Raw genomic sequence first — 12964 nt, 5'->3', positions numbered from 1 at the left:
ATGATTTAGGAAACAACGCCGTAGAGAGCTATCACCGGAAGAAATAGCTTATCTAGATATTAAACAGTTGGCTGAAGCCGTTGAGCTTTACCATCGTGAATTCGGTAGTTATCCAACTAATGAACAAGGTTTAGGTGTGTTGGCTCAGGAAGTATTTATTAGTAAAAGTTGCCCTTGTAAAAAAGAAAAGATTATCAATGACCTACCTGAAGACCCTTGGGGCAGGGACTATCTATAATACCTATCACCAGGTAAAAACAACCCGGAAGGATTTGATATATGGATATATGGTAAAGATGGACTGCCCGGCGGTACCGGTGCTAACAGGGGATGCGGGAACTGGGGTGAGCTTGAATGCGGGCTAAAAGAACAACATGGTTTCCAGGCGTTTTTTCTTTTGCTGATATTAACAGGATTCGGAGTAGGCCTTCCACCTTATATTGCCGGTGTATTTCTGGCTTACAGAAAAGGAAATTCAATGGAAAAATCATTGTTTGGCTACCACTTGGGAGTGCTTTGCTACTTTGTTCTGTTGGTATTTTTGCTTGCAGTTGCTTCTGTTGTCCTTTAGATACAGTGGTGTAAGTGGAATAAAAAGTGGAATAAAGACATCCAATTGAACCGTGTTTTTCGACGGGCGGTTATGTTCTAAATTGAAAGACCTTCAAGCTTAGTGGTTGGATATTCGAGCAAAGCTGCACCCAGCGTAATCCGTTCTTTTCCCATTGAGATTACAGCCAACCTCAAGTGACTGAGATTGGACGATCAAGCTTTAAAGTGGATGTCCAAACAAAGCTTTGTTAGGTGCTACTTGACCATAGCTCGTATCTGCGACTTTGATGTCGACGCCCAACTGGGCATATGTAGTCGATAAATATTAGTAATTTATTGTCCGTAACATTGCGGATATAACCAAAGCTTTTTGGAGTAGCTCCCTTAGTAACTTCAGAAATACTTAAAGCAATGTCTAAATTCTCTTTATTTAGTATTGCTGTACCTACTTTCAAAGGCGCGCAGCCATTTAACTCTTTAGGGCCTTCAACGCTCAGATTAGTAGCCTCTTTATCACGAGACAACTCGATAATAAATCCAAGCTCACTTGCCAGAGTTTGCTCTAGTTTAACAGACTCAATCGGTGCAGATGCTTGAGTAACAAATGAAACTAGAAGACCTAAATTTAAAGCAATAGTTCGAAGCATAACCTTATGGCACCTAACGCCTCGTTAAGAGACTAAAAATTGTTGGCTAAAATTAGTGACGAAGGAGCAAAAGCCAACTTTTTTTGTCCTTTTAAACGACTTGTTAGCTCTCGGGACAAGCATTTTCCCAAGATTTAATTTCCTCCAATAAAGCCGCTTCAACTTGTTTGTGCAGCGATACGTTATGTTCGTTAAGGCTATAGTTATACACTATATCTTTGTACACAACGTTTACTTTACAATTGTATGAGCCAGCTAATTTACCACAAAAGCCAATATACCAATCTTTAGCTTTTTTTTTGTTTGAGTTTTTAACTGGAGCTGACTTTACAAGGTGCCAAGGCCCCATTTCCTTTTTGAAAGTGAATACTTTGAAAAAGTCAGTTTTTGGATCTTTATATATTACTGGATTTTCAATTTCTTGATGGATATTCCATGCATTATCGATGAGCCCATTAATATCAATGGTCGATAATGGGTAAATAATTCCATTTACATCATGCATCACTTTCGGGTTGTAGTCGTTGGCATGACTTAAAGAATACTCAGGCACCTTATTCTTTATTCGTAGAGCAGGAATATACACTAATTGTTGCCCTGCTGAGTCGTTCAACTCACCTTTTATAGGAGCCAATATTGAATCCATGAATGAAGTATTTGGTGAGTAAGATTTAGGGTAACAAATAGTAGTTTCATCAAATGTCACTCTAACTAGTTTTTCGGCTACCGAAGAGAACGAAAAAAAATTAATATAAGAGCTAATTTAAAGTGCATGGTTTGATAAATCCATTTAGAGAGCTAACAATTTATTCTACCCCAACATGTCGGAACGTAAACCGACTGTATTACATAACCTTATGATCCCACGGAATAAACTCAAAGTAAACAATTTGTTGCAACAGTCAAAGTCACATCTGTGTCGCATTTGGACAAATTGGGGCGTAATAATGTTATTGGACAACAGCCCTCAAAATGTTTAGGCATCCGGCATCGAACTTACCGGATAAAGCACTTATAAAAACCGCAGGTACCCAACTGGAACCTGTTAATAACCGCAGACCAACCGAAAAATAATGCTGGTTCAATTCAGAAATGAAAATTTACTCAAGGGTAGTTTTGGAGAAGAAAAAGCTCAGCTCTGACATGGTTAATTCAAGTAATAGTGCGTGTCTACTAAACACAGATTTGTCTACTAAACACACCTTAACTGGGCGTTAAATAAAAAGGTAAGTTCAAGAAGATAAAGCCACCTGTCACACAGGTGGCTTTTTTGTGGTTAGTCGCTGCCGCGTAGTGAATAGATCACTCGGTTGCGGATCAGCGGGCTGCTTGCATAGATAGCAGACAACACAGATGTGCCTACAATCACCAGCAATGACAGCAGTACGCTGACTATATCCAGCTCTACAAAGTAAGTGCTGTGGTTGCTCAGGTAATAGTAAATCCCAACCAGGCCAAGCAGGGCTATCACGATACCGCTCAGCAGAGGTGTCATCGCATCTTTCAGCAGGAGTGAGATGATACGATTTGGTGCCGCACCAATGGCCATACGCACGCCCAGTTCAAACTTTCTGAGTGTCACACTGTAGCTGAACATACCGTACAGACCAATGGCTGCGAGCAGGATAGACAAGACACCCAGCGAAGCTGAGATCCAGGCAAAGATGCGATCCAGAGCCAGTTTCTGGTCGTGGATACTGGTCATGTCATAGGCGTCGTACAGATATACCTGAGAGTGCACTTGCTCTGCCAGCTGGTTGTATTCCAGGATACTGACTCGGTTATTCGGCTTATACTTCACCATAAAGCTGGCCGCCGAGATGCTTGGAATATAAAAGCGCGGACTATTTTCCTGTGCAGGTACCTGCATATCTTCAACGATACCCACGATAATGTAAGGGTCTTTTTGACGAGGTAAATACACAGGGCGGTCAAGCACGTTACCACTTGGGTCAATTTGCTCGGCCATGGTGCGGTTGATGATCGCAACCTTCTGGCGATTGGCGACATCTTCAGCGGTAAAGTTACGGCCCTGATGCATTGGCAAACCAATTAAAGGTACGTATTGCTCATCGATGAGTGCCACCCCCGGGCTGATGCGGTCACCACCGCCTTGCTCCGTGGTTACCGCTATGGTCCATTCCATGTTTTTAGTGCGAGCCATAGGGGCATTTGATCCTATGCTGACTTCAGCAACCGACGGATGCGTGGCAATTTTATCTTTCAGATCCTGTACCAGACTCATCCATTGCTCACGAGTTTGCAGGTCGACTCCACCCAGCTCCATAGACACATAGGCAACCTGTTCAGATTCAAACCCAAGCGGGCGCTGGATATTGTCTAACGCTTTGCTCAGGACATAGGCATTACAAGTTACCAGCAGGGCGCTGAGGGCTACCTGGCTGGCCATCAGGGTCGTACGCAGGCTTCTTGAAATTTGCAGGCCGCTGCCTTTACCACTGGTTTGAATGGCACCGGCCAGAGCACGGTACTTGATCTGTTGTGTGGTAATGGTGGCAAACGCAAACGCCAGTAACCAGGCAACCGCAAATGAGAAGACCACAGTTGCCACATTCAGGTGTAGCTCTGCGACGCGCGGAATATGGTTTTGTGCAAAGCTGACCAGCAGATTGTTTGCAATCAAAGTGATCACGACAGAGAAAACCGCCGCGGCTGTCATTACCAGGCCAATTTCAGCCAGAATCGCAGAGAAAATATGACGCTTGTTGGCGCCCAGTGCGGCCTGAATACTGAATTTACGATGGTTATTGGCAGCACGGGCAAGTACCAGGTTGGTCACGTTAACCGCCGCAATCAACAGCAGGATGATCATACCCGCCAGCATCAGTAAGGTTTGAGAGCGGGTATCACCCAAAATGACCGTTTCAAACTTTTCTAAAGTAACGTCAATGTTGCGCGATTCAAAGTAAGCCACGCCTGCGTTCTCGGCGCGGAATTTGGTATTAATGGCGTTGCTCAGTACCAGTTCAGCCTGTTTAGGTGACTGATCTGCCTGCAACTTAGCGACCATAAAGATATCGATGAAGAACAGCCCCCAGTCGGTATCGTCTTTTTCACTGACCGGGTTGAAGTCCCATGGCATCCACACCTGCGTTTTATTGTCGACCGACATCAACTGCGGCTCAACGAATTGAGGGCTGGTCACACCAATTACCGAGAACTTAGTTCCCTGAATTTCCAGAGTCTGGCCCAGTACATCCTGGCTGCCGGCATAAAAGTCCTGCCAGAAATCATAGCTGATCACAGCAACCGGGTTGTGGCTGTCTTTGCGTTCAGTGTCCTGAAAGCCGCGACCCAGCGCATACTCAGCCGCCAGCAATTGCATGAACTCCGGGCCTGTGTATGCCGCTTTGAGTTTGCTTTTGCTCGGGTCGTTTTGCAGTATCTCTTCACCATATTTAATAAAGGTGTGTTGCTCAAAGAGCTCTGCGGAGTTTGCCATTTCGCGCAATCCCGGGTAGTTCTGGGCATTAGCGAATTTAAGCTTGCCATCGTCGGTATGACGCCAGTTACTGATCACCAGTCGTGACTGATCCGGATAGGGCAAAGGTTCGAAGCTCAACAGGTAATTGAGGTTAAAAATGGACGACAGGGCACCTAAGGTGATCCCTAAGGTCAGCACTATGGTGATAAAATAACCTGGTGCACGCAGCAGGTTATTCAGCGCGTTGCGCAGATTCTTTTTGAATAACATATCACACAGCCTCCGCAACCTGCTCAATGTGCTGCTCAATGAGGCCTTCACTTAAGCGGAATTGCTTGTTGGCGTGATCTGCATACCGAGGGTCGTGCGTAACCAGACAAATTGTCGTGCCATTGTCGTTGAGTGATTTCAGCATCGCCATCACCGCATCACCATTTTTGGAATCCAGGTTACCGGTGGCCTCATCAACCAGTAGCAGAGCAGGTTCACATACCAGTGCCCGGGCAATCGCCACACGCTGTTGCTGACCGCCCGAAAGCTGGTTTGGCTTGTGACCAGCGCGGTTCAGCATATCAACCGTGGCCAGACATTTTTCAACGCGGGTGCGGATCTCTTCGTCGCTATATTGGGTGTTTGCATAATCCAGTGGTAATGCCACATTGTCGTACACACTCAGCTCATCAATCAGGTTAAATGACTGAAAAATAAAGCCGATTTTCTGGTTGCGAATGGCTGCCGCTTCTTTAATCGAAAGGCTGCTGACGTCCATGCCATCGAGCATATAGGTGCCCTCTGAAGGAATATCCAGCAGACCCAGAATAGACAGCAAGGTTGATTTACCGCAGCCAGAAGGGCCACAGATTGAAACAAACTCACCTTCTTTGATTTCTAAATTCACGCCACGCAGTGCATGGGTTTCCATTTCTTCCGTCGCGTAGACTTTTTTGATCCCGTTAAGGGTGATAATTGACTTGGACATAAAATGCTTCTCCCGGCTCCTAGTTGATGATGCCTATTGTTTTTGATTCTTTAAAACTGGCCATATCCGATAAAATAAAGATGTCGCCCAGTTTGGCTCCTGAGGTAATTTGTAAATAGCGTCCGGCGTCTTCGCCAAACGTGACCTGCGCCCGATAAGCCGCATCTCCACTGTCATCCAGTTTGAACAAGGTTTGTGTCGACTGGGTTCTGACGTTGACCGGACGTTCGATATAAAGGGTATTTTCTAGTGCTTTAGTGAAGATTTTTGCATCGACACTGAGTTCTGGCCGCGCCGAGCTGGATAGCTCTGCAACAAATGCAACTTCGACCTCAACCATGCCATCCTGTACTTCTGGGGTAATGCGCTGTACTTTTGCAGCAACCTGATCGTTGCGAATTTTAACGGTTGCAGCCTGACCAATCTGAACGCGTTCAGCCTGCGACTGAGACACTTTGATGAGACCAACCAGGTCATCCTCACTGCCTACCAGCGCCAATTCCTGGCCTGCGATAACACTTTGACCCAGCTCAACCGGTGAGCGCTGCAAAATACCGCTCATGCCCGCTTTGACGGTTAGCCTGTTGACCCGATCCTGGATTGCCTGATGCTGGGCTTTTTGCTGTTCCATCTGACCTTCCTGAATGGCATAGGCCTGTTCGTGAACCAGTTTGAGCTGCGCCATCCGATTCTCCTGAATATCGATTGACTCTTGCAACTGCTCATATTCAAGTACAGTGGTGTTGTAGCTTAGTCGCGATACTATCCCTTTCTCTACCAGCTCAGTTTCGGCGGCTTTTTTCAGTGCCAGCTTTTTATACTCGGCACGCAGTTCGCTCAGCTTAGAGGATTCGGTAAGTAACTCTCGTTTATTGTCCAGTGCCAGGCGTTTGAGATTGGCTTCTTCTTTTGATAGTGCCATCAAAGAGCGCTCTAATTCTTGCTCCATTTCCGGGTTACTCATCCGTAAAATAACCGATTCCGGGGTGACTCGGGCGCCGGGCTTGAGTACCACTTCGTCAATGGTGGCAGGGTAGCGGGCAGTGATCAGCTTTTGACTGTTTGATCTGAGTACACCAAAGCCGGTGATTTCAGCTTGCAGCGTGCCCCGTTGCACTTGTGCCGTCACTATGTCGTTGCGTTGGATCTTGCGCTCGCCATCGGGTTTTAAGGCAACCCAGCCCAGGATCGAAACACACAGTAACGCGGCACCTGTCATCAGATACTTTTTATTCGATTGCTTTTTAGCTTTGTGTTTGACTACATCCATCTCTATTCCTTAAATGACGTTCCCGGGCCCTGTCGGGCCCGGCATTTCGTTATGCGGTTTGCGCTTTAGTATCGTCAGCTTCCTGATCCGGGCTGGCATCATCGTCATCATTGGCTTCGTCAATGTTGCGAATGTGCTTGTTCATAAAGCCCAGCACAGCAAATAGTACTGGCAGTGCCGCGAGCAGGATGAGCATTAAGCCAATACCACGACCCGGGCCGGTGCCTATGATTGGTCCGAAGAAGTTTGATACCGCATTCTCACTACGCATAACCGGCTCAAACACATAGTCGGCCAGAGGTCCGGCGAGGAAATCACCCAGCGGAATGGTAAATTGTGCAAACATCCTTCTCAGAGCAAACACACGTCCTTGCATTTTTGGTGGGATACGTGTTTGCCAGATAACCTGGCTACTGCCGTTAATGGTAGGAACACAAAACTGGAACAGGAACAGGCCTATCATAACGACCCAGATCATATTGCTCATACCCATGATGAACAGACAAATGCCCATGGCCAGACCGCCGAACAGAATACCGTTGATCTTGCGTTGCGGACCGCCACTCCATGCCAGGTAGCTGGCACCAACCAGCGAGCCGATACCGCCAACGGATAACACCAGACCGGTTTGCCAGTTTTCGGCAGTGAAGTTCACCATAGGAACAATGGAAATTGTGCCCATACTTACTACGAAGTTAACAAGGCAGAAAAATAATAGCAAATAGACGAGATCTTTTTGCTGGAACAGGTAGTTCCAGGCCACTTTGATCTCCTGCCACATGTTAGATTCTTCCTCTGCGCCCTCATAAGGTTCAGGTTTAGGGATTTTCACCAGTAGCAGGGTGCACAGGGCAAATACAAAGGTCACTAAATCAATGATGAAGATAGTGAACAGATCCACAAAGGCTAGCAGAGCACCTGCTAATAGCGGGCCTGCAATCAGTGAGATAGAACCAATCATCTGCATCAGGCCCGATACCCGGCCATAATCCTTACGCTCAATCAGGGTGGTAATGGCTGCGATATTCGCCGGTCCCTGGAAGGCTGTGGCGATGGCAGAGATACCAACACCGATAAAGATGATCCACATGTTCAGCATGTCGAAGTAGAAACACGCAGCTAAGCCAAGCGTGACCAATGCGCTGAGGGTATCAGCAAAAATCAAAATCAGCTTACGATCGTAGCGGTCAACCAGCGCACCGATAATGGGAGAAAAAATAATGGCCGGCAGACCGGTTATCACGGCAACCATAGTAAAGCTGGTTACTGAGTCGGTTTCGCCCAGTAGCCAGATACCGACGGCAAAGCTGGTGATCCCTGAGCCCAGTACAGATACCATCTGTCCCAGCCACATAAGGTAGTAGGTTTTCATCCCACTACTGGAGTTTTTGATTGTCTCAAACATGGAAAAATCTCTTCATTATAATTGGTTATAGGTTGCAAGGATCTCTTTTAAACACGCTTCACAATGCTCAGCAAGGCGCGCTATTTTGGCTTCTTCAAACTGATTACTACTGAATTCCCAGCGCACACTCAGTTGGTTCTGCTTGATGTAAACACCCACAGCAAGAGGACGCAGACGCTTGGTTTCTTTATCCAGACCATAGCCGCCGAAGCCATCTTCACGTTGTAACACGCGCAGATCGGCGACATTGTCATGGCCGAAGTAGTTAAAGAACACCTGAGGTTCAGGGACGGTATTAAAGTGGTCGATTAGCTCCTTATCTTTTGCCAGATAGCGCAGTACGCCATAGCCGATACCGCCGTTAGGAATGGCTCTGAGTTGTTCATTGATATATTTCATGGCACCAACCGGACTGCGGTTGTCGCCATAGCTGAGAAAAGCGGGGTAAATGGTATTGAACCAGCCCACGGTGCGAGACAAGTCGACGTCATCAAACAAAGGTTCACGACCATGACCGAGCAAGTCGATCATCAGACAGTTTGAGTCACACTCACGCATAAAGGCATAGACGATACTGGTCAGCAAAACACTGTCTATTTGTGCGCCCGTAACCTTAGTCACTTCTGTTGTCAGCAAGGTGGTTTCGGCTTCATCGAACTGCACATAAACACTTTGCGACGAGGCCATGCAGTTGACGCCATCCGGGTAGTCCTTTGGCAAATCGGCGGCATGTTTACGCTCTTCGAGCATCCAGTAATCACGCTGCTTCAGGGCGTCTTCCGACTGGCTCCACTGAGTCAGTTTCTCCACCCATTGAGCAAATGAAGTGCCTTTTTTGGGCAGCTCCAGAGGCTCATCGCGACTGATCTGACGGTAGCAGGTTTCAAAATCATCTATGATGGTATGCCAGCTGCCAATGTCCGCCAGCATAAAGTGGCCGATCAGGAACAGCATAGGTTTTTCACCTGGGCTTGCGGGGTACAGGATGGCGCGAAATAGCGGACCATTGGCCAGATCCATAGCGGTTGCCGTATCGAATATATGATAGTTAACCTGCTGTGCCAGCGTACGCTCTTGGGTTTCTTCAAGGTTTGCCAGCGTCAACGGCGCCTTGGCTGGTAGTTCATCACCTATCAGCTGATACTGACCTGTTGCATCTGTGGTCAGGCGCATTCTCAACGTGTCGTGCTGTGCCATCACATGTAGCAAAGACTGCTCAATTGCAGAAATATCAAAGTCTTTGTCTCTGGGCAGCAGGAATACACCCAGAGTGTGATATTCGGGATGAGTATGAGACAACTCCAGGAAGTGCTTTTGTGCCGGTGTCATGGCAACCGGGCCAACCACAGGCTCGACCTGACGCAGGATTTGCGTGGTCAAAGATGCCTCGGCCAGGGCACGCACGGTTTTGTGCTGGAACACTTGCTTTGGCGTGATCTCGATATCAAACGGTTTGGCTTTGGCAACCAGGCGGATCACCAGTAGTGAGTCACCTCCCAGACTGAAAAAGTCGTCGTCTATGCCCACTTGCGGCGTTTTAAGAATTTCGCTGTACAAGCGGCACAGCGTGGCCTGCAAGTCATTTTCCGGGGCACAGTAGGGCACTTTACTGCTCATCGCGCTCATGTCTGGTACCGGTAATGCGCGACGGTTCAGTTTACCGTTGGGCGTCAGAGGGATCTGCTTAAGGTATACAAATAAGCTGGGTACCATGTATTCGGGCAGCTTTTTCTTAAGGTGACGAACCAGCTGTTCCTGCTCCAGTTCACCCGCAGCACTGCTGTAATAAGCGATGAGCTTTTTATCACTGCCAAATGTGTGCACCTGACAAACCGCTTGCTCTATGTCGTTGTGGCTGTTCAGTGTGCTTTCAATTTCGCCTAGCTCGATACGATAACCGCGCACTTTTACCTGATCATCGGCACGGCCCAGGAAGATGATCTTGCCGCTCGGGTCGTACTTGGCCAGGTCTTTGGTACGATACAGTCGCAGGGTCTGACCTTTATAGTCATGGCTGATAAATGCCTCGTTAGTCAGGTCATCACGATTGAGATAACCACGGGCAAGACAATCACCAGTGACGTACAGTTCGCCGGGTACGCCAGGCGGTACGGCCTGCATCTGGCTGTCGAGCAGCAACATAGTGACATTTTCTATCGGTTTACCTATGGTCACTGCACCGGTTTCTCCGTCACCACTTTCAATACGGTGGCGTGAACACCACACGGTGGCTTCGGTAGGGCCATAAAGGTTCCAGAAAGACGAGGATTTAAGCAACAGGTCTTCTGCCAGCTCAGGCGGAAGAGCTTCACCGCCACAGAGGATCCGCATGTCGCGTTTACCCTGCCAGCCCAGTTCCAGCATCATACGCCAGGTCGACGGGGTGGCCTGCATCACGTCGATATCGTGGCGGTCAATCAATCCGATAAGTTGGGTTGGATCCAGCACTTGCTCTCGTTGCGCCAGTACCACAGTGGCGCCGCTGATCAGGGGCATAAAGATCTCAAGCACCGCAATGTCAAAACAAATAGTGGTGCAGGCCAGCAGTTTCTCGCCTGTGCGCATGCCGGGTGCCTGCTGCATAGCAAACAGGAAGTTACTGACACTGTGATGTGGGATCATCACCCCTTTGGGGTTACCGGTCGAGCCGGATGTGAAAATCACATATGCCAGCAGGTCTAAATCATTGGCCACATCAAAGCTCAGCGCGATATCCGCATCCGGCTGCGGTGCAGCTGCGCTCAACAAGCCATCGGGCGTGATCAGAGTCAGCTGATTATACTGGCTGAATTTCTCACTGAGCGAGTCATTGGTGATGACAAACTCAGTCTGAGCATTGTCCAGCATATAGCTGACCCGCTCTTTCGGATAGTCGGTATCAAGTGGAATGTACGCGGCGCCGGTTTTCAAAATCGCCAGCATGGCGACTATCATAGACGCATTACGGTGCGTGGCCATGGCCACAAAGTCACCCGCACGCACACCTTGCTGATAAAGGTGGTTCGCCAGGGCATTAGCACGGTTTTCTAACGCCTGATAGCTCAGGGTGAGGTCGCCATCGATGATGGCACTGGCATTGTGGGTACGGTTAACCTGCGCACTGACCAGCTGGTGCAGCGGCTGATGGTCAAAGGTGTGTTGTGGCCCATCCTGCCATTGCTCTGTGATGGTCTGCTGCTGCTCCTGAGAGAGCAATGAAAACTGCTCAATTTTTTGTTCAGGCGCGGCTATCACGCGCTCCAGCAATAATGCAAAGTGACCGGCAAGTCGCTCAATCGACGCCATATCAAACAGATCAGTGTTGAACTCGATAAAGCCACTCAAGGTATCTGACTGACTAAAGTAGAAGGTCAGATCCAGTTTGGACGTTTTGTTCTCCGAGCTCATGGGCGCAAACAGGGGTTGCTGCCCTGAGGATGCGGTATTACCCATTGATGAGGTGGTGTTATCGAGGATCAGCATGACCTGGAAAATAGCGGCGCGGCTTAAATCCCGGGTCGGGTTTAACTCATCCACCAGTTTTTCAAATGACACGTCCTGATTCGCATAAGCATCAAGCAGCGTTTGCTTTTCCAGATCCAGCATCTGAGTGAAGCTTAGCTCGGGCTCCACCTGGGTGCGAAAGGCCAGAGTGTTGGTAAAAAAGCCCAGAGCCTGCGCTAGGGTGGGTTTTTCACGGTTGGCAATCAAGGTACCGATGGCAAAGTCGCTCTGACGCGTGTATTTGTGCAATAAAATGCGCAGTACACACAGCAGCAGGTTATAGGTCGTGATACCACGTTGCTCGCAAAACGCACGTACCCGTGCAGCCAGGTGTTCTTCCAGTGGCAGCCCGCAGGCATCGCCGTTAAAAGTGCGCTCGGCCGGGCGAGGGCGGTCGCAATACAGTTCAATCGGCGGAACGGCTTCGAGCTGTTTCAGCCAGTACTGCAGTTTGCTTTTCAGAGCTTCCTCTTGCTCAGGCATACGTTGCCAGCAGGCATAGTCAATATAGCTGGCCTGCGGTTTAGCAGGCTGCTCGCCTTTGCCCGACAGTGCGGCATAGGTTTGGTTGACATAGCGAATAAACAGATTGTGCGACCAGGCGTCAAATCCGATGTGGTGCACATTGACATACCAGATGTAGTGATCGCCGGCGAGCTTGAACAGGCGAGTGCGGAAGATGCCTTCGCGAGTAAGATCGAATGCGCGTTCGCAATCTTCTTCAATTTCTCTGAGTGCATCCTGTTTACCTTGCTCCAGAGTACGCTCTGAGAAATCGACAATGGGCAGAACCCGATATTTGTCCTGCGCTTTGAGCTCATCCATGCTAAGGATGACCTGATGTGCTTCGCCCTGGTCTTCGTCAAACCGGCAGCGCAAAATGTCGTGATCTGCCAGGGTTTGCTCAACGGCCTGAGTAAAACTGTCCAGATCCAGCGGTTGTGTGCTCTGGTATAGCTGAGGAATGCTGTATTCCGGGCTCTCTGGTTCGTAGCGAGACAAGAACCAGATCCTTTGTTGTTCATGCGAGAGTGGAAAACGTTGCTGCGCTGCTTTAGCCACGACGGGAATGTCGTTGGCCACCGCTTTGGCTGCTTTGTTTTTTTCCGCAAGTTGTTGCAGTAACTTAGCCCGTTTTTCGGGGCTAAGTGCACTGAGTTTCTGTTGAATATCCATAATGCCT

Annotated in this window: 8 protein-coding genes; 1 reads left to right on the top strand and 7 read right to left on the bottom strand. The window is 48.5% G+C overall.

What is annotated here, in order from left to right; all coding sequences use genetic code 11:
- Window positions 1-43: 43 nt before the first annotated feature.
- Window positions 44-238, top strand: coding sequence for a type II secretion system protein GspG (locus tag CWB99_RS24895; RefSeq protein ID WP_432760833.1), 195 nt, complete (start codon window positions 44-46; stop codon window positions 236-238).
- A gap of 562 nt (window positions 239-800) precedes the next feature.
- Here CWB99_RS24895 and CWB99_RS12010 read toward each other — a convergent pair.
- From CWB99_RS12010 to CWB99_RS11980, 7 genes are all read right to left on the bottom strand, one after another.
- Window positions 801-1199 carry a hypothetical protein gene (locus CWB99_RS12010; RefSeq protein ID WP_138546956.1) on the bottom strand — a complete coding sequence of 133 codons (399 nt, stop codon included), beginning with the start codon at window positions 1197-1199 and terminating at the stop codon, window positions 801-803.
- A 103-nt stretch (window positions 1200-1302) separates the two neighbouring features.
- Window positions 1303-1905, bottom strand: coding sequence for a hypothetical protein (locus CWB99_RS12005; RefSeq protein WP_138553213.1), 603 nt, complete (start codon window positions 1903-1905; stop codon window positions 1303-1305).
- 570 nt (window positions 1906-2475) lie between these two features.
- Window positions 2476-4914, bottom strand: a complete 2439-nt coding sequence (locus tag CWB99_RS12000) for an ABC transporter permease (protein ID WP_138553214.1) — start codon at window positions 4912-4914, stop codon at window positions 2476-2478.
- A 1-nt stretch (window position 4915) separates the two neighbouring features.
- A complete protein-coding gene (locus CWB99_RS11995; RefSeq protein ID WP_054016499.1) occupies window positions 4916-5623 on the bottom strand; it encodes an ABC transporter ATP-binding protein in 708 nt (235 codons plus the stop codon).
- Window positions 5624-5642: 19 nt separating this feature from the next.
- Window positions 5643-6893, bottom strand: coding sequence for an HlyD family secretion protein (locus CWB99_RS11990; protein ID WP_138553215.1), 1251 nt, complete (start codon window positions 6891-6893; stop codon window positions 5643-5645).
- Window positions 6894-6942: 49 nt separating this feature from the next.
- The gene (locus tag CWB99_RS11985) at window positions 6943-8298 is read right to left on the bottom strand and encodes an MFS transporter (protein ID WP_054016501.1); all 1356 of its coding nucleotides are present in this window, start codon (window positions 8296-8298) and stop codon (window positions 6943-6945) included.
- A gap of 15 nt (window positions 8299-8313) precedes the next feature.
- Complete coding sequence (locus CWB99_RS11980) at window positions 8314-12957, bottom strand: non-ribosomal peptide synthetase (RefSeq protein WP_138553216.1); 4644 nt, start codon at window positions 12955-12957, stop codon at window positions 8314-8316.
- Between the last annotated feature and the right edge of the window lie 7 nt (window positions 12958-12964).

The organism is Pseudoalteromonas rubra, assembly GCF_005887095.1.
GTDB classification, from domain to species: domain Bacteria; phylum Pseudomonadota; class Gammaproteobacteria; order Enterobacterales; family Alteromonadaceae; genus Pseudoalteromonas; species Pseudoalteromonas rubra_E.
This window is presented reverse-complemented; position numbering and strand designations above follow the sequence as displayed.